Genomic DNA, 17,938 nt, shown 5'->3' with positions numbered 1-17,938 from the left:
CCTCCGGTTGCGGGGTGGGTGGTGGTGTTTTAGTCTTTGTCGCATGGGGGATTTGGAGACTTATTTCTCCTACCGCAGTTCGGGGTTGGAGCTTGTGGGGCTTGCGGTGGGCAGTGTGGATGATTTACGCGCGCGTGGTGCATCAAAGACTGATGCTGCGGAGTTGGCTGGGTTGCATGGGGTGTATTTCGGGCCGACGCGTTTTACGGGCAAGCAGCGCCAAGCGCGTGCGGCTGCTGCTTCTCACAGGCATGATGTGGCGACGTTGAGTTTGATCGAGTCCTATACCGCCAAGGTGAAAAAAGAGTTGGATGCGTGGAATCTGCGTGTCCGCTTGGCGGGGACCCCAGCAGACCGTATCCCGAAGGTGGCAAACGAACGGTTGAAGCAGTTGCGGCCGCGGCGGGTGCCGGAGGGCGGGGTGCGTCTGACGTATCGGAAGGTGGGGCCGCATTCGTTGACGATTACTGATTCAGCCTTGCGCATTAGTGAGATGCGCGGGGTGTTGGAGTCGATTAATCGGGCTGATTTGTTGGATGCGGTAGGCCAGGTGTTCTTTGATAAGGCACACGGGGGCACTAAGCCTGCGGTGGCTACCAATGTGGTGGTGACCTTGGATGAGTTTGATCGGATTGTGCGAGGTGAGGGTGATGATATTGAGCTGGTACTCACCAATGGCGGGCGGATGACTGGCCGGGAGTTTGTCACTTATAAGTTTGCTGAGGTTGGGTATGTCACGTTGGTGCATCCGACGATTGGGCCGGTGTGGTTGCACAGGGTGCGGCGTTTGGCGGGGTTTGAGCAGCGGATTATGGCCAGTGCGGAGCATCCGACGTGTGTGCGTGAAGGGTGCAATAAGCCGGCTGACTATTGCCAGGTGCATCATTTGGTGCCGTGGAAAGCTGGTGGGACCACGGATCCACCGAATTTGACGATGTTGTGTGCCTATCACAATGGCATCAATGATGATGATCCGGATAAGCCGACTGGTGCTGGCTATGTTTTCAGGCTGCGGGGTGGGGTGGATTATGTACCACCTTGGGCGGAGCCGATTACGTCCCAGCCGGCATACCAAGCGGCACAAGCTGCATTGCAGCAGCAGGCTAACGGGGATTTACTCGACGCAGTACCGCCGGATACCTAAACCCCAATCCCAAACACACGCTGAAGCGGAAGCCACCAGGTGGCTCCCGCAACATCGGCGATCCCACAGAGTGATTATGGCAAGGGCACTCGTAGAGGCTCACGGCTGAGGCTCGGAGCTTCCCTCACAACGGTGAGCCCCCTAGCCAAACGCGACTAGGGGCGCTCTGGGATTAGTCCGTAAAGACCTGAATCTGCTCAGTCTCCGGATTGTAGACAATGGATCCGCCCTGGAACTGCACGCGGACTTCCTTGCCGAGGCCGGTGGGGACTTCGTCGGACGTCGGCAAGCCGAGCGTTGCCGAGTTATTGCCCGACGCCCATTCCTTGGCGATGCGTCCCACCAGAGCGTGTGTACCGGTGTCTTCGGAGCTCAGCACGACGCCGTTCTGGAAGAGCTGGTAGATGATGCCTGCCGACTCATCCGGACCGCCGACCGCCAGGCCAAGTGCTGGGCCGAAGGCATTAAGGACCGCCGTCCACGTTTGCTTCAGGCCCTCGTTCTTGCTCAGGGCCAACACCTTGGTCACGATGCCCGGGATCTGCTCCAGCGGCAGGCCATTGACCGTCTTATCCGTGTCAATCTGCTGGTCCGAGCGGGCATACATGATGGCGAAGAGCGTGCCAGCCAGGCCGACTAGTGCGGTGATGGTGCCCATCGGGATTTCGGTATCACCCAGCGAGGACGTTGCCTCCTGTGCCGGGGCAGCCGGTGCGGGAGCAGACGGCGCATTGTTTTTCGGCGCAGAGCCAGAGGAGTCTGGGGTAGAGGTATTGCCGCTGCCCCAGTCCGTTGACGTCGAGCCCGACGCGCCCGACTTGATGGCGAGGTACTTCTTGTGCGCCGCCTGGCGGATCTTCGGCCACTGGGCGATGGTGTAGCGCCCCGGGCAGGCAGTGAAGTGAACGTCGCTGTGCCCGAAAAGGCCGTAGACCGGGGCAGAGGCACCAGCCGGGTAGCGCGAACCCTTGAAGCCCTCCGAGGGCAGGGAGACGCGAGAGGTCGGATCAACACCAGAAATCGCGCCCTTCCAGCCAGCAAGGTCGGTGACGGACTCCAGCAAGGCCTCCGTCGGCTGGGCCGTCTCGTAGTTACCAATCATGGAAATGCCCCACGTGTTCCGGTTGAAGCCACCGATGTGGGCGCCCTGCACGGCTTCATCGAGTCCGCCGTAGCGGCCCTCGTAGATGGTGCCGTACTTATCCACCAGCGCGTTGTATCCGATATCGCACCATCCCAGGTTCTGCGCATGGTACTTGTACGCGGCGCGCACCTGCGCGGCTGCCTGCGCGCGGGTGTAGTTATTGGAGCCCGCGGTGTGGTGCAGCGCAATGGCCTCCACACCATCGTCATAGGTGGGACTCGAGCAGCGGATGCTCTCATCCGCGCCCCAACCTGCGCGCGAGACCACGCGCGGCATACCGTCGGTCTCGGCGGTCGGCTCAATGACCTCGCCCTCCTGGGCGTTGCCGTCCATGAAGACAGCCTCCAGGCCTTCCACGTCGCTATTGGCGGGAAGTTCTTCGGTCTCGGCGACGGGGGCGATGTCGCCGACGTTGAAGGAGGCGTCGTCAAGCGCGGTGTCCTCAACGGGGGTTTCGGTGAACTCTTCGTCCAAATTCGACCCGGTTACCAGATCCACATTGTTGATGGAGACCTGCACGTCGTTGGTATCGCCCACGAAGATGAGCTCGGTGCCGTTCGTGGCGTTCGGATCATCGTTGTTGTAGGACATTGAGTCCATGTCGTACCACTCGGACCAGGACCCGTCTGGCTGCTTGGCGCGGACGAAGGCAGCGACATCGCGCGCGCCCTTCCAAGTCACGGCAAAAGAGGAGAAGGTCTCATCGCGGTGGAATTGTTTGACGGCGCGCGGGCCTTCGCCCTCGCCTTGGGCGGCGATGGCCGGGTCATCCACCACGACCGTTTCGCCAGAACCGAAGGACTCGGAGGCCGAACTTACTTCGATGGGCCCGCTGCCCGCTTCCTGGGTGTGGATAAGGGTTTGGCCGCCCACGGCTGCGGCGGCGACCACAGCGATCGAGGTGACCGTGGCGATAATCGGCGTGGACCACGTCGATTTCGCGGGAACAAGACGACGTTTGAGGTGCACTGTTACTCCCTAGGATGGTGTGCGCCACAAGGTTAAAAGGAGCGCAAAAAGTTAACTAACGGGACAGATGTTACGTCAGGTGTTGGAGTGAAAGGGGGTGTGACACGCGAGTTTTCTCGCTTGGGTGTCACCCGCCGTTCTATGCGCGTTACTGCTTTAAGCTGATGCTCATGACTGCATATGACCTCATCGTTGTTGGATCTGGATTCTTCGGCCTGACCGTGGCCGAGCGCGCAGCCTCCCAGCTGGGCAAGAAGGTGCTTATCGTCGAGCGCCGCGAGCACCTAGGCGGCAACGCCTACTCGGAGGCTGAGCCGGAGACCGGCATCGAGGTCCACAAGTACGGCGCGCACCTCTTCCACACGTCGAACAAGCGCGTGTGGGACTACTGTAACCAGTTCACCGATTTCACTGACTACCAGCACCGCGTCTTTGCCATGCATGACGGCACGGCCTACCAGTTCCCGATGGGGCTGGGGCTGATTAACCAGTTCTTCGGCCGCTACTACTCCCCGGATGAGGCACGCCAGCTCATCAAGGAGCAGGCTGGTGAGTTCGCCGTGGATGAGGCGAAGAACCTGGAGGAGAAAGCCATCGCGCTCATTGGCCGTCCGCTCTACGAGGCCTTCATCCGCGACTACACCGCCAAGCAGTGGCAGACCGATCCGAAGGAGCTGCCGGCCGGTAATATTACGCGCCTGCCGGTGCGCTATACCTTCAACAACCGCTACTTCAACGACACCTACGAGGGCCTGCCCGTCGATGGCTACGCCGCATGGTTGGAGAAGATGGCGGAGCATGAGCTTATCGACGTTCAGCTCAACACCGACTGGTTCGACGTCCGCGAGGAGCTGCGGGAGGCGTCGCCAAACGCGCCGGTGGTTTACACTGGCCCGCTGGACCGCTACTTCGACTTCGCTGAGGGCGAGCTGGGCTGGCGCACGCTCGATTTCGACATGGAGGTGCTGGAGACCGGTGACTTCCAGGGCACCCCGGTGATGAACTACAACGACGCGGACGTGGACTACACCCGCATCCATGAGTTCCGCCACTTCCACCCGGAGCGCGCCGATAAGTACCCCAAGGATAAGACGGTGATCATGAAGGAGTACTCGCGCTTCGCGGAGAAGGGCGATGAGCCGTACTACCCGATTAACACCCCGGAGGACCGCTCCAAGCTGGAGGCTTACCGCAAGCTCGCTGCCGCTGAGGCCCGCGAGAACCAGGTCCTCTTCGGTGGCCGCCTGGGCACTTACCAGTACCTGGACATGCACATGGCCATCGCCTCCGCGCTGAGCCTGTTCGATAACAAGCTGGCTCCGTTCTGGAACGAGGGCAAGGCGCTGGAGCAGGAGCGCGGTCACTAGGCTGCTCCCGGTAGTGCAGCGTGGCGCGCTATGCTGAAACACCTCGATGGAAGGAGGTGACGGCATGGCGCAGCGCAAGAAGAAGCGCGCAGACCGCAGCATGTGGAAGATGTCCCCGGAGCGGCTCGAGGAACACCTCAAGCTGCGCAGTCGCGCAACGCGCATTCCCGATAAGAAGAAGGAACAATCCAAGAAGGCCTGCCGGAACACCCGGCGGGCCTTTGGCCGTTTATGGGGAGGTTTTGCCAGCGTGCGGAACTAGACCAAAGAAAATAAAAACTTGTGGTCTGGCCAACAATCACTTAAGGTTAACAGTAGGTTAACAATAGGCGAACAGAAAGTGAGTTTAGAGATGACTTCCCCGAACGCCCGCCGTTTCGATACCTTGCGCCACGACTTGCACGCAGATTATGGCCACGAGTACACCGCGCGGGAGATCGACTCCTTCCTCGATGCCACCATCGCGCGTCACGAAGCTGGTGCGACTTTAGAAGAATTCATTCCCGTGATGGTGGAGCGCGAGGTGCGCGCGCACTTCGGCACCCACCGCATCCACGTGCGTTTCTCCGCGGGCACCGACCACGCGCTGGCGCAGGCCGCTGTGGCGCTGACGAAGAAGTATGCTGGCGAGGCCCTGCTGGTCGACGCCGCCGTAGCCCACCCCGAAAATGATCCGGACTCGCACATGGCTCACGTGCTCCAGGAGCGCGGCATGGCGGAGCACCCGGACCGCTACGTCGAGGACCTGCGTCTGGTGACTATCCCTGACTTCATTGTCTACCTCGGCCGCGAGGTGCCGCGCGATGAAGCCGGCAAGGACGTCAAGATCTGGGACATCGCCACGGCGGAAACCGTGGAAGAGACCCGTGAGCTGGCCGATGACCTCGGCGCCCGCGTGCTTTACATGCTCAACCGCCTGGGTATCGAGCCCATCTCGGAGGATGCTGCCCTCACGGCTTAACTCGCTTTTCGGTTCGCCTCCTGCCGTTTCGCCGCGTGGGAACTCAGCGCAGCAGTTCTTAAGCACTAATCTTGGTTTCTGAATACTGTCGAAATCTGTGTGGAGAACCGAAGATATCGTGACTGCCAACAATACTGCTGCGTACGAACCCGTACAGCGCATCCTGCTGCCCAAGCGTGGCGAGCCGGTCGACGTCCGCATGCTCTACCTCATCGAGTCCGAGCAAAACCGCGAGCGCCTCAGCTGGAGTGGCCGCACTTCCGTGACCATCCCGGCCGGCGAAGAGGCCTCCTTCGAGACCTACTTCAATGCGTTCCCGGCCGCCTACTGGCGCCGTTGGTCCCAGCTGAAGTCCATCGTGCTGGTCATGGACGTCGAGGGAGAGGCCAATATCTCCCTGTACCGATCCAAGCAGGATGGCCAGCGCATCGCCGTCGCCAACCACGTGGTGACCACCGGGCACCACGAGTTCGAGCTGCCCCTGAAGAACTTCGAGGACGGCGGCCTGCTGTGGTTCGATGCCTCCGCCGTTGAGGACACCGTGCTTACCGACGCCGCTTGGTGCGCCCCGCATGCTCCGAACCCGCAGCTCCTGCCGGACGGCAGCGAGTATCCGGCGCAGGAGAAACGTGTGGCCGTGGGTATCCCGACCTTCAACCGCCCCACCGACGCCGTCGCGGCGCTGCAGGCGTTGGCGGAGGACCCGGTGGTGGACGGCATCATCGACTACGTCCTTATGCCGGACCAAGGGAACCAGCACCCCGCGGACGAACCAGGCTACGACGAAGCCGTTGCGCACTTCGGTGAGCGCTTCCGCGAGTTCCGCCAGGGCAACCTGGGCGGCTCGGGTGGCTACTCCCGCATCATGTTCGAGGCGCTGGAAAACACAGACTCGCCGTACATCCTCTACATGGATGATGACATTGCCATCGAGCCGGATTCCATCCTCCGCGCAGTCCAGGCGGCGCGTTATGCCGCCAAGCCCTTCATCGTGGGCGGGCAGATGCTCAACCTGCAGGAGCGCTCCCAGCTGCGCACCACCGGCGAGCGCGTGAATCGCGCTGACTTCATGTGGGGCGCGGCCGAGCACGCCGTTTATGACCATGACTTTGCCAAGTATCCGCTGCGCGCCATCGGTGATGCCCAGTCCCACCTCGATCCGAAGAAATATGACTCCCGCGCGCTGCACCGCCGCGTCGACGTGGAATATAACGGCTGGTGGATGTGCCTCTTCCCGCGTGTGGTCGCGGAGAGCATCGGGCAGCCGCTGCCGCTGTTCATCAAGTGGGATGACACCGAATACTCCCTGCGCGCTGCTGCCCACGGTTTCCCCACGGTGACCTGGCCGGGCGCGGCCATCTGGCATATGGCATGGGCGGATAAGGACGATGCCATCGACTGGCAGGCCTACTTCCACCTGCGCAACCGCCTCATCGTGGCGGCCCTCTACCACGAGGGTGATGCGCGCGGGATTACCAAGTCGATCTTTAAGTCCACCCTCAAGCACACCATGTGCATGGAGTACTCCACCATGGCCATCCAGCTGGAGGCCATGAAGGACTTCCTGGCAGGCCCGGACCAGCTCTTCGACATCCTGGAGTCCTCGCTGCCGCGCATCGCCGCAATCCGTAAGGAATTCCCGGACGCCGTCATTATCGATTCGGCGGACCAACTACCCGCGCCCACCGGCGCGCCGGGCGTGCCGACCCGCAATGTCGGCGGCCGCCTGGGCAAGATCAAGAAGATCCCGTGGCTTCTCAAGTCCGCCAAGCACCTGGTCACCAAGGAAGACCCGGCACACCATGAGGCACCGCAGCTCAACCTCACCCCGGAGGAGGCCCGCTGGTTCACGCTCTCCCGCGTCGATTCCGCCACCGTCTCTACCGCGGGTGGCACCGGCGTGGCCTTCCGCAAGCGCGACCGCGAGCTGGCCCTCGAGCTGGTGAAGTCCACCCGCGAGCTGCTCAAGGAAATCGAGGATAACTTCGATGACCTGCGCGCCGAGTACCGCGCGGCCCTGCCGGCGCTGACCTCCCGCGAGTCCTGGCGAAAGGTCTTCGATGCCCAATAAGCTTTCTGTCGCCGAATCCCACGTCCTTGAAAAGATTCAGGACGCGGCTTTTGATGCGCCCGGTGTTCTGCCCACCGCGCGGGGTTTAAGCCACTTCGGCGAGCACGCCCTAGGGTGGCTGGCGCTCTCCGGCTTAGGTGTCGCCGTGAATTACCAGAATCCGGCGCGTCGCCGCCAGTGGCTAGCCGTCGGTGCGGGTGCTTTCACGGCGCACGCGGCCAGCGTTGTGATCAAGCGCATTGTGCGCCGCAAGCGCCCGGACTATGACTACGTCAAAGTCGGCGTGAAAACCCCGTCTAAGCTGTCTTTTCCGTCGTCCCACGCGACGTCGACAAGCGCGTTCCTCGTGGGTGCAGCGCACGTTCTAGGAACCCCGGCACCGCTCGTTGGTGTGCCGGTCATGATGGCCTCGCGTATGGTGCTCGGGGTACATTACCCATCCGATACGGCGATCGGTGCCCTGCTGGGAGCCGCCACCGCGGAAGCATGTCACCGCTATGAAAGGAAGACCGCATGAGCGAACGACCCAACCGCGTCGACGACGGCGAACAGAGAGTCTTCCACTCTGAGCCGCATACCTCCGGCATCGATACCGGCCGCAAGCGCAAGCCGCCGAAGAACCTCGCCGATGGCATGGTGAAGGCCCTGCGCCCCAAGCAGTGGGTCAAGAACGTTTTGGTCTTGGCCGCTCCTGCGGCTGCGGGCGCGGAGTCGCTGTTTCACACGCGCGTGCTTCTCGACGTCCTCCTCGCCTTCATCGTCTTCTGCATGGGCGCGTCCTCCATCTACCTCATCAACGATGCCCGCGATGTAGAGGCTGACCGCGCGCACCCGACGAAACGCTTCCGCCCAATCGCGGCCGGCGTGCTTCCGGTGGGCCTGGCCTATGTCATGGCGGCAGTGCTCATCATCGGTTCGATCGGCCTGTCGTTCCTGGCCACGGCGGGCCTGGAGCTCGCCATCGTCATGGCCATTTACATTGGCCTGCAGCTGGGCTACTGCTTCGGGTGGAAGCACATGCCGGTGATCGATATCGCCTTGGTGTCCTCCGGCTTCATGTTGCGTACCATGGCCGGCGGTGTGGCCGCGGGCATCGTGCTGTCGCAATGGTTCCTGCTGGTTGCCGCGTTCGGCTCCCTGTTCATGGCCTCGGGCAAGCGCTACTCGGAGATCCTTCTAGCGCAGCGCACGGGCGCCAAGATCCGCAAATCCCTGGAGGGCTATACTCCTACCTACCTGCGCTTCGTGTGGACCCTGGCGGCCACTGCAGTTGTCATGTCCTACTCCCTGTGGGGATTCCAGCTCTCCAACGAGTCTGATGGCCCGGCCAGCGTGTGGTACCAGGTGTCCATGGTGCCGTTTACCATCGCGATTCTGCGCTATGCCGCCGACGTGGACCGCGGCAACGGCGGTGCCCCGGACGAGATTGCCTTGGAGGACCGCGTCCTCCAGATCCTGGCCCTGCTGTGGCTGGCCTGCATCGCCATGGCTGTTTACATCATGCCAGTCATGATGGGCTAAACTCTCTCCTCATGCGAAAATCCGATACACGTACCGTGGCCGCGCTCAGCGCGTTGGCCTCGGTCATCGTGATCGGAGTTTTCTCGTTTTGGGGTGGCTTCGCCCGCCGCTGGATTTCCGACGACGGCCTGATCGTCCTGCGCACGGTGCGCAACCTTGAGGAAGGAAACGGCCCCGTCTTCAACATCGGCGAGCGCGTGGAGGCCAATACCTCCACGCTGTGGCAGTACCTCATCCTGCTCGTGCGCTGGCTGACGAACGCCCCGTTGGAATCCATCGCCGTCAACCTGGGCCTCCTACTGGCAGTCGCGGCGATGGTGCTGGGGGCGTGGGCCACGGCGCGGGCCTTCTACCGATCGGGCCAGTTTTCTGCACCACTCGTGGCTCCCGCCGGCGCGCTGGTCTACCTCGCACTGCCTCCGGCCCGTGATTTCTTCACCTCCGGGCTGGAATGGGGACTGTCCATCTTCTACCTCGCCGCCCTCTGGGCGCTGCTGCAGCACTGGGCGCAATCCCGCACGAATACTAGTGCTTATTGGCTCGCGCTGTGGGCTGGTTTGGCCTGGCTCGTGCGCCCGGAGTTCGCGCTTTACGGCGGCCTTGCCGGCCTCCTGCTTTTGGCAGCGCACCGCAACTGGAAAGCCTGGCTCGGCATCCTCGGCGCGGCCCTGCCCATCCCCGCGGGTTACCAGTTCTTCCGCATGGGCTATTACGGCCTATTGACGCCGCACACGGCGGTGGCAAAGTCGGCGTCGTCAAGCGCGTGGGGCAGCGGCCTAAACTACCTGCAGGATTTTATAGGGCCTTATGCCCTGTACCTGCCCGTTCTCGTGCTGGCGGGTGCGGCGCTGTGGACCTTCCGCGCCCAGCTGCTCCCGGCAGCCCTGCGCAGTTCCACCACCGTGACCTACCTGATGGTCGGGGCCGCGGCGGTGCACGTGCTGTACGTGCTGCGCGTCGGCGGTGACTTCATGCATGGCCGCATGCTGCTGCTGCCGCTCTTCGCTGCGCTCCTCCCGGTTTTCGTGCTGCCGCTAAAGGAGCTGGTGTCCGCGCTTGCAGCAGTCTTCTGTGCGGTGTGGGCTGTCGTCATCGTGCTGCGCGGGCACCCGATGGACTGGGAGGCTTATGAGCAACCGCTGTCTATCGTGGACGAACGTGATTTCTGGACTTATGCCACCAACCGTGAGGCGGGCTACCCGCCGCGCTCGGCCAAAGACTACCTGGGGATGAAGTTCATGCGCGGCTATGAAGAAGCCGGCGAGAAACTGGTGGACGGAGATGCCCTGGCCACGATCTATGTGGAAGATGAGGAGAAGGACCTTCTCAATTGGCTCACCGTTCCGCGCGAGCCGGGTATGGATCAGCCGCCGACGGTGTATCTGGTGAACTTGGGCATGACGTCGATGAACGCGCCGCTCAATGTCCGAGTTCTCGACACTATCGGCTTGGCCACCCCGCTGGCGGCGCGCATGCCCCGTGAGGAAGGCGGGCGCGTGGGCCACGACAAGCACCTCGACGTGGAGTGGCAGGCTGCGCAGACGGGCGCGGACATCGAGTACCTCCCGCCGTGGTATGACAAGGACAAGACCCGCCAGGCGCGAGCGGCGCTGGCGACGCCAGAGGTGCAGGAGCTCATCGCTTCCTACAGTGAGCCCCTAACGCGGGAGCGCTTCCTCAAAAACCTGACCTTCTCACTGACCTCGGGCCGCACCCTCATGCTCTCCGATGAGCCCAGCGATTATCCTGTCCATTAGCTTGGTGTGAGCTGGGGAGCACCCCCATGGGTAGGCGAAAATTGCCAGGGTGCGTTACGCTACGAAAGATTCCTGTTATTGATCTGTAACTATCGCTGGCGTGTTGGCGATGTACTAGTGGCAGTAAAAACGTTAAGGAGAAACATGAGTTCACTAAGCTCCGGCCTGCGGACTCGGGTCCTCTCAGTGGTGGCAGCCATCGCTGTGGCTCTGGGCCTGGTCGTGACCGCGGGTACGCAAGAAGCATCCGCCGCTCACCGTGACTGGCTGCGTGGCGACGCCACCGGCGCCTGCGAATGGGATCGCGTCGGTTACTGGGTACAGCGCTGCGACGTGTGGTCCCAGGCCATGGGCCGCAACATCCCAGTGCAGATCCAGCCCGCTAAAAACGGCGGCAATGCGGGTCTTTACCTGCTCGATGGCCTGCGCGCTACCGATTTCACCAACGCATGGGTCAATGACGTCAACGCTGCGCGCAGTTATGTAGACCACAACATCACCCTGGTGATGCCGGTGGGCGGCGCGGGCTCCTTCTACGCGGACTGGAACGGTCCGGCTACCTACGATCTGGTCAAGCCGGTCAACTACCAGTGGGAGACCTTCCTGACGCAGGAGCTTCCGGCCTACCTTGAGGGCAACTTCGGCGTGGCCCGCAACAATAACTCCATCGCTGGCCTGTCCATGGGTGCTACCGCTGCGATTACCCTCGCGGGCAAGCACCCAGAGCAGTTCCGTCAGGCGCTGTCCTACTCCGGCTACCTCACCACGACCTTGCCGGGTGCCCAGACCTTCATGCGCCTGGCGCTTCTCGACGCCGGCGGCTTCAACATCAACGCCATGTACGGGTCCATCATCAACCCGAAGCGTTTCAGCAATGACCCCTTCAACCTGATCCCGGATTTGGCTGCGAACGGAACGGATGTCTACGTCTCCGCCGCCTCCGGCATCCCGGGGCCGCTGGATCAGCAGCGCTACCGTCCGGAACACATCGCGGCCGGCGTGGCGCTGGAGGGCTTTGCCAACGGCACCACCCGCCTGTGGGAGTTGAAGGCTCGCGCCATGGGTGTTCGCTTGCAGACGAATTACCCGGCCCAGGGCCTGCACAACTGGGAGCAGTTCGGCTACCAACTCGAGCGCTCCAAGCCGCAGGTGCTTAACGTTATGAACGCCTGGTAAGTACTTACTGTCTCGCCGCCGTGCTTAAGAGCACGGCGGCTTTTTCATTGGTTCGCTGGGCGTGTCCCCCTACCGAAAGTCTCAAGTTAAACTTAAACTTGAGAACACATTAGACCGCTCACCACGCGTGCGGCGGCGAGTTCCGCAGGAGGGGAACCTGCGGAGCCCGCTCGCGGCACCGCGTGCCCTCATCTCGATTTACCCCTACAAGGACTCTTCAATGCCGAACACTGCGTCAACTCAGCCCCGCCGGTCCGCCAAGGCGTCCGGCCTGCGTTCCCCGTCCGCAGCCCGCAAGGGCCTGACCATCGCCGCACTGCCCACCGCCGTGGCAGTGGGCTTTGCGCTGCTGCCAATCGCCAACGCGCAGTCGTCCAGCTCCTCCACCGAGGGCATTACTGATCTCCTAGGCAGCTCCAACCTTTCCGATTCCTTCGCTCCCTCTAATCCGCCGCAGCGTACTCCGGTAGATACCGAATACCCGGAGATTGAGGGCCTGCCGGAGGGCGTATCTGTTTCCCGCGTTGAGTACCTGACCAACCGCCACCTCATGGTCTACATCAAGTCCGCCGCCATGCCGGACAAGGAGCAGGTCGTACAGATCCAGCTCGCGCGTGACTGGTACTCCAGCCCGGATAAGACCTTCCCGGAGGTCTGGGCGCTGGACGGCCTGCGTGCCCGCGATGACGAGTCCGGCTGGACTATCGAGACCAACATCCTCTCCCAGTACGCCGACCGCAACGTCAACCTCATCATGCCGGTGGGCGGTGAGTCCTCCTTCTACTCTGACTGGCAGAAGGAGGACAACGGCACGCACTACATGTGGGAGACCTTCCTGATGCGGGAGCTTATCCCGATTCTGGAGAAGGGCTACCGTTCCAACGGCAAGCGCGCCGTTACCGGTATCTCCATGGGTGGTACCGCCGCCATGAACCTAGCTGAGCGGAACCCGTGGGCCTTCAAGTACGTTGGCTCCTTCTCGGGCTACCTCGATACCACCACCACGGGTATGCCGGAGGCTATTACCGCTGCCCAGGCTGATGCTGGCGGATTCACCTCCACCAACATGTGGGGTGACCTCTACTCCCAGGATTGGATTGACCACGATCCGAAGCTGGGCATCGAGAACCTCAAGGACATGAAGGTCTACGTCTCCGCTGGCAACGGCAAGGATGACTACGGCCAGCTTGGTTCGGTGGCCAAGGGCAAGGCCAACATGGCCGGCGTGGGTCTAGAGGCAATCTCCCGCATGTCCACCCAGACCTTCGTTGACTACGCCAAGCGCGCCGGTGTCGAGCCGGTCGTGAAGTTCCGCCCGACCGGCGTTCACAGCTGGGAGTACTGGCAGTTCGAGATGACCGAGGCCTGGCCTTACATCGCTGATTCCCTCGGCCTGGACAAGAGCGACCGCGGCGCTGACTGCACCCCGATCGGCGCTATTGCAGAGGCCACCAAGTCCGGCATTATCGGTGACTGCGTGAACAACGAGTATGACGTTGCCGATCGCGGCAAGGCCCAGGACTTCCAGGCCGGTACCGCTTACTGGTCCCCGGAGACCGGTGCCCACGCCGTCATTGGCCGCATTGGTGCGCGCTACTCCGAGCTCGGTGGCCCGACCTCTTGGCTGGGCTTCCCGAAGACCGGCGAGGAAAAGACCCCGGACGGCCGCGGCCGCTACGTCCACTTCGAGCACGGTTCCATCTACTGGACCCCGGAGACCGGCGCTTGGCCCATCTCGAAGGACCTCTTCGATGCCTGGGGCAAGAACGGCTTCGAGGGCGGCGACCTCAAGTACCCGGTGTCCGAGCCGCGCAAGGTTGGCGAGGGCGAGGTCCAGGACTTCGAGAACGGCGTGCTAACCCGCAACCCGGATGGCTCCACCCACATCGTGCACGGTGCTATCGGCGCGAAATACAAGGAACTGAAGGCTGCCGAGTCCGAGCTGGGCTACCCGGTGGGCGAGGAGACGGCCGTCAACGGCGGCTTCTTCCAGGAATTCGAACACGGCAACATCTACTGGTCCATGGATTCCGGCGCGCACTACATCCTCAAGGGCAAGATTTTTGATGAGTGGGGCAAGCACGGCTGGGAGCAGGGTGAGTTTGGCTGGCCCACCAAGGACTACGCCTCCATTCCGGCAGGCGGACTGACTCAGTCCTTCCAGCACGGCGTCATTCGTGAGGTCATGGGCCAGGTCCAGGCGGATAAGAAGTAGGGACTGTCATGCGTCTTTTCTCTGCCCGACCCACCGCAGCAGCTGGTGCGGCGGTGCTGCTTGCGGCCGGCACCTTGCTGAGCGCTTGCGGTTCCGCCACCGTCGACGAGGGTGATGCCACCGAAACCTCCGTGGCTCCGCTGGAGCGCTCCTCGGTGGCGAGTGGTGAATCGTCGGCAAGCAAGGCATCCGAAAGCTCTGCATCCGCCTCGGCCGAGCGAACGCCAGGCGAGGAGCCGGAAGACCGTGGTGCGCGCGAGATCTCCGAAATCCCAACGCCCGCGCCCGCGCAAGGCCCGGACCAGGACTTCCTGGCTGCAGTGGCTGAGAAAGGTGTGAACATCGACGGCGTAGAAGACCAACTGGTGGGGGCTGCGCAAGCTTCCTGCCAGGGCGATGCCGTCACCGTGCCGGCTGTGGCCGGGCAGCTCATCGAGCAGGGTCGCACGGAACTCAGCCACGAGGACGTCGTCCAGCTCATCACCGAGCAGGGCAACAAGCTCTGCGCTCAGTAATGTGGCAGGGATTTTCCAGCCAATCCCGCGCCTTGTCAAGGTAGAAATTTCTTCATGCGTAAAACACTCACCGTCCTTGCCGTCGTTGTTCTCCTAGCCGTGATTGGCGGGGGAGCGGTCCACTTTCTCAATACCAATGAGGAAGGAGAGCAAGGGAACCTGGCGGAGCCCGCCCCCTCCCAGGAGGAGGGGGACGCGAGCCCCGAGCAACCGGACTGGTGCCCGCGCGTGGAGTTTATCTCCGCTCCGGGAACGTGGGAATCCGCTGCGGACGATGATCCCATTAACCCAGGCGCGAACCCGAACTCCTTCATGCTGTCGATTACGAATCCTCTGAAGGAGGCCTACGTCCCCGAGGACGTCAAGGTGTGGACGCTGCCGTACACCGCGCAGTTTAAGAACATCAACGCGCAGCACGAGATGAGCTACGACGATTCCCGCAATGAGGGCACCTCGCGCCTAGAGGGCGAGTTGACCTACATGCACGAGACCTGCCCGAACACGAAATTCATCCTGAGCGGATTTTCGCAGGGAGCGGTCATCGCGGGTGATGTGGCGGACCGGATTGGCGGCGGTAACGGTCCCGTGCCCGCAGAAAGCGTGGCGGGCGTAGCTCTCATTGCGGATGGGCGGCGCCAGGATGTCGTGGGCATTAACCCGGGCGCGCACGTCGGCGGTGTGGGCGCGGAGATTGCCCTGCAGCCGGTCTCGACGTTGATTCAGGGTATCGTCCCGGGTGCCACGATGCGCGGTGAGCGCGCCAATGGCTTCGGGGCGCTGGCGGACCGCACCTTCCAAATCTGTGCGCCGAATGACTCGATTTGTGATGCCCCGCTGGATGTCAGCAACGGGCTCGAACGCGCGCGTGATCTCATCGACGCCAACGGTGTTCATGCACTGTATGCCTACAATCCGGACGTCATCGAAGGCACCACGGCCAATCAGTGGGTCACGCAGTGGGCGAAGGACACCATCGACGCGCAGTAGTGCTTGGCGACGCCCCCGCACCCCACCTCCACCGCGTGCCATGTAACGCTCGGCACATCTCTTCTGATATTTTCAATGTCAAAAGTACGTGAAGTAGGGGTGCGTGCCCCTCTCAACCCTACGAAGGAGCTTTCCCACATGGACCTGAAAGCCTTGATCGGCCAGTTCTTCGACGAGAAGGGCAACATTGCCCTACCGCCTCACCTCACATTGGCGGGGCTCGCTGAACACGTCTATGCCGCGGAGCAGCAGGCGGGAATCCCGGATCGCCCGGTCATGCGCCAGTGGGTCTATACCGATAACCCGGAGGGCACCCCGCGCGATATCACCCGCTCCCAGGTCAATACCCGCATCAAGGCGGTAGCAGCACGCCTGCAGCAGGTGGGCAAGATGGGGGATCGTGTGGCGATCCTGGCGGGCAACTCTCCCGAGTACATCTTCGGTTTCCTCGGCGCGATGTACGCGGGCATGACGCCGCTTCCGCTCTATGATCCGAACGAGCCCGGCCACACCGACCACCTGCGGGCGGTCTTTGGTGACGCGAATCCGTCGATCGTGCTGACTAATAACATCTCGGCCGCGGCGAACCGCGCATACTTCTCGGACCGCCCGGCGGCTGAGCGCCCGCGCATCATCTCCATCGACTCCCTGCCGGATTCCTTGGCGCAGAGCTGGGTGAACCCGCTGGAGACCGAGGAGGGCAAGGCGGCCCTGGCCGCGCTGCAGACCGCGCCGGTGGACCACCCGGCCTTCCTGCAGTACACCTCCGGCTCCACCCGCACCCCAGCGGGTGTGCTGCTGACCAATCGCAACATCATGACCAATGTGTTGCAGATCTTCACCGCGGTGCAGATCAAGATGCCGGCGCGCGTGGTGTCCTGGCTACCGATGCACCACGATATGGGCATCATCCTGGCAACCTTCGTGACTATCTTGGGCCTCAACCTGGAAATCATGACGCCGCGTGACTTCGTGCAGCAGCCCAAGCGCTGGATTGACCAGCTCAAGCGCCAGCCCATCGATGAGCAGCTGCAGGGAACCTATGCCGTGGTTCCCAACTTCGCCCTCGAGCTCGCCGCGCGCTACGGCGCCCCGGCGGAAGGTGAGACGCTGGACTTCAGCAACGTTGATGGCATCGTGATCGGCTCGGAGCCGGTCACGGAGTCCGCGGTGAATTCCTTCTGGGAGACCTTCGGCAAGGAAGAGTACGGCTTGCGCCGCGATGCCCTGCGCCCCTCCTATGGCATGGCGGAGGCTTCGCTGATTGTGACCACCCCGCAGACATTGGAGCGCCCGATTATTTCCCACTTCGACCGCGAGCGTTTGGCCGACGGCGAGGCGGTCATCGTGGAGAAGTCCGCGGACTCCGTGGCTTATGCCTCCTGTGGTCAGAGCGTCGTGGCTCAGCACCTGACCATCGTGGACCCAGAGACCAAGGCCGAGTTGCCGGATGGCCGAGTGGGCGAAATCTGGCTCCACGGTGATAACCGCGCGGCCGGTTACCTGGACCGCGCGGAGGAAACCACCTCGACCTTCCACAACACGCTGGGGGAGCGCCTGAAAGAGGGCTCCCGCGTGCCGAACGCGCCGGAGGATAACAACTGGTTGGCCACCGGTGACCTGGCGGCAATCGTGGATAACCAGCTCTACATCACTGGCCGCCTCAAGGACCTCATCGTGGTGGCTGGCCGCAACCACTACCCGCAGGACATCGAAGGCACCGTGCAGGAGGCCTCGGGCCACGTACGTGCGGATTCCATCGCGGCCTTCTCCGTGGAGGGTGGTAGCACCGAGGAACTCGTGCTGCTCATTGAGCGCGCCGACGGCGCCAACCCAGCCGATGACGCCGCCGCGTCCGAAGCCATCCGCTCCGCAGTCTCCGCGCACCACGGCGTGACGCCGGCCGTCATCCAGTGGTTCAACGCTAATGAGATCAAGCGCACCTCCTCGGGCAAGATTGCCCGCCGCGTGGCGAAGAAGAGCTACCTCGCTTCCTAGGCCTTCCGAAACCACGCCTTTTCAACCCCCGTTTCCGCGCAACCGCGGAGCGGGGGTTGTCGCTGCCTGTGGGTATGTCGGTTATGAAACCCAAGTTAACAAAGTGGGATAAT

14 protein-coding genes are annotated in these 17,938 nt (G+C 62.6%); 13 read left to right on the top strand and 1 reads right to left on the bottom strand.

Features of this window, described 5'->3' with window-relative positions; all coding sequences use genetic code 11:
- The first annotated feature begins 43 nt into the window (after positions 1–43).
- Entirely contained in the window at positions 44–1,144 is a 1,101-nt protein-coding gene (locus HMPREF2943_RS11445) for an HNH endonuclease signature motif containing protein (RefSeq protein ID WP_070711691.1), read from the top strand.
- A gap of 172 nt (positions 1,145–1,316) precedes the next feature.
- Here HMPREF2943_RS11445 and HMPREF2943_RS11440 read toward each other — a convergent pair whose 3' ends face one another.
- Positions 1,317–3,257 carry an N-acetylmuramoyl-L-alanine amidase gene (locus HMPREF2943_RS11440; protein ID WP_070711689.1) on the bottom strand — a complete coding sequence of 647 codons (1,941 nt, stop codon included), beginning with the start codon at positions 3,255–3,257 and terminating at the stop codon, positions 1,317–1,319.
- A gap of 170 nt (positions 3,258–3,427) precedes the next feature.
- Here HMPREF2943_RS11440 and glf point away from each other — a divergent pair, with 170 nt between their 5' ends.
- The 12 genes from glf to HMPREF2943_RS11380 all read left to right on the top strand — a co-directional run bounded on the left by glf (position 3,428) and on the right by HMPREF2943_RS11380 (position 17,825).
- Positions 3,428–4,624, top strand: a complete 1,197-nt coding sequence (glf, locus tag HMPREF2943_RS11435) for a UDP-galactopyranose mutase (protein ID WP_070711688.1) — start codon at positions 3,428–3,430, stop codon at positions 4,622–4,624.
- 64 nt (positions 4,625–4,688) lie between these two features.
- Positions 4,689–4,886 (top strand): hypothetical protein, encoded by a 198-nt coding sequence (locus tag HMPREF2943_RS11430; protein ID WP_070443276.1) that lies wholly within the window; start codon positions 4,689–4,691, stop codon positions 4,884–4,886.
- A 90-nt stretch (positions 4,887–4,976) separates the two neighbouring features.
- Positions 4,977–5,585 carry a three-helix bundle dimerization domain-containing protein gene (locus HMPREF2943_RS11425; RefSeq protein WP_070711686.1) on the top strand — a complete coding sequence of 203 codons (609 nt, stop codon included), beginning with the start codon at positions 4,977–4,979 and terminating at the stop codon, positions 5,583–5,585.
- A gap of 118 nt (positions 5,586–5,703) precedes the next feature.
- Positions 5,704–7,656: a glycosyltransferase gene (locus HMPREF2943_RS11420; protein ID WP_070711684.1), complete on the top strand. Its 1,953-nt coding sequence runs from the start codon at positions 5,704–5,706 to the stop codon at positions 7,654–7,656.
- The gene (locus HMPREF2943_RS11415; protein ID WP_070443283.1) at positions 7,646–8,173 is read left to right on the top strand and encodes a phosphatase PAP2 family protein; all 528 of its coding nucleotides are present in this window, start codon (positions 7,646–7,648) and stop codon (positions 8,171–8,173) included. Before HMPREF2943_RS11420 ends, HMPREF2943_RS11415 begins: the two co-directional genes overlap by 11 nt.
- Complete coding sequence (locus HMPREF2943_RS11410) at positions 8,170–9,177, top strand: decaprenyl-phosphate phosphoribosyltransferase (protein WP_070644491.1); 1,008 nt, start codon at positions 8,170–8,172, stop codon at positions 9,175–9,177. Before HMPREF2943_RS11415 ends, HMPREF2943_RS11410 begins: the two co-directional genes overlap by 4 nt.
- Positions 9,178–9,188: 11 nt before the next feature.
- The gene (locus tag HMPREF2943_RS11405; protein ID WP_070711682.1) at positions 9,189–10,934 is read left to right on the top strand and encodes an arabinofuranosyltransferase AftB family protein; all 1,746 of its coding nucleotides are present in this window, start codon (positions 9,189–9,191) and stop codon (positions 10,932–10,934) included.
- A 144-nt stretch (positions 10,935–11,078) separates the two neighbouring features.
- On the top strand, positions 11,079–12,110 hold the full coding sequence (locus tag HMPREF2943_RS11400; RefSeq protein ID WP_070443289.1) for an alpha/beta hydrolase: 1,032 nt from the start codon (positions 11,079–11,081) through the stop codon (positions 12,108–12,110).
- A gap of 301 nt (positions 12,111–12,411) precedes the next feature.
- Positions 12,412–14,325: an alpha/beta hydrolase-fold protein gene (locus tag HMPREF2943_RS11395; protein ID WP_371325727.1), complete on the top strand. Its 1,914-nt coding sequence runs from the start codon at positions 12,412–12,414 to the stop codon at positions 14,323–14,325.
- An 8-nt stretch (positions 14,326–14,333) separates the two neighbouring features.
- Entirely contained in the window at positions 14,334–14,840 is a 507-nt protein-coding gene (locus tag HMPREF2943_RS11390) for a hypothetical protein (RefSeq protein ID WP_070443293.1), read from the top strand.
- Between the two features lie 54 nt (positions 14,841–14,894).
- Complete coding sequence (locus HMPREF2943_RS11385) at positions 14,895–15,827, top strand: cutinase family protein (protein WP_070711680.1); 933 nt, start codon at positions 14,895–14,897, stop codon at positions 15,825–15,827.
- Positions 15,828–15,965: 138 nt separating this feature from the next.
- A complete protein-coding gene (locus HMPREF2943_RS11380; RefSeq protein ID WP_070711678.1) occupies positions 15,966–17,825 on the top strand; it encodes a FadD32-like long-chain-fatty-acid--AMP ligase in 1,860 nt (619 codons plus the stop codon).
- Positions 17,826–17,938: the final 113 nt, after the last annotated feature.

The organism is Corynebacterium sp. HMSC072D12, assembly GCF_001813925.1.
Taxonomy (GTDB): Bacteria; Actinomycetota; Actinomycetes; order Mycobacteriales; family Mycobacteriaceae; genus Corynebacterium; species Corynebacterium aurimucosum.
The sequence above is the reverse complement of the archived record's forward strand: the minus strand, read 5'-3'. Positions and strand labels throughout refer to the sequence as shown.

Excerpts from the sequence above, each read along its gene's own strand:
- HMPREF2943_RS11430 (WP_070443276.1), top strand. The coding sequence starts at position 4,689 with ATGGCGCAGCGCAAGAAGAAGCGCGCAGACCGCAGCATGTGGAAGATG.
- HMPREF2943_RS11405 (WP_070711682.1), top strand. The coding sequence starts at position 9,189 with ATGCGAAAATCCGATACACGTACCGTGGCCGCGCTCAGCGCGTTGGCC.
- HMPREF2943_RS11410 (WP_070644491.1), top strand. The coding sequence starts at position 8,170 with ATGAGCGAACGACCCAACCGCGTCGACGACGGCGAACAGAGAGTCTTC.
- HMPREF2943_RS11445 (WP_070711691.1), top strand. The coding sequence starts at position 44 with ATGGGGGATTTGGAGACTTATTTCTCCTACCGCAGTTCGGGGTTGGAG.
- HMPREF2943_RS11390 (WP_070443293.1), top strand. The coding sequence starts at position 14,334 with ATGCGTCTTTTCTCTGCCCGACCCACCGCAGCAGCTGGTGCGGCGGTG.
- HMPREF2943_RS11425 (WP_070711686.1), top strand. The coding sequence starts at position 4,977 with ATGACTTCCCCGAACGCCCGCCGTTTCGATACCTTGCGCCACGACTTG.
- HMPREF2943_RS11380 (WP_070711678.1), top strand. The coding sequence starts at position 15,966 with ATGGACCTGAAAGCCTTGATCGGCCAGTTCTTCGACGAGAAGGGCAAC.
- glf (WP_070711688.1), top strand. The coding sequence starts at position 3,428 with ATGACTGCATATGACCTCATCGTTGTTGGATCTGGATTCTTCGGCCTG.
- HMPREF2943_RS11385 (WP_070711680.1), top strand. The coding sequence starts at position 14,895 with ATGCGTAAAACACTCACCGTCCTTGCCGTCGTTGTTCTCCTAGCCGTG.
- HMPREF2943_RS11415 (WP_070443283.1), top strand. The coding sequence starts at position 7,646 with ATGCCCAATAAGCTTTCTGTCGCCGAATCCCACGTCCTTGAAAAGATT.
- HMPREF2943_RS11400 (WP_070443289.1), top strand. The coding sequence starts at position 11,079 with ATGAGTTCACTAAGCTCCGGCCTGCGGACTCGGGTCCTCTCAGTGGTG.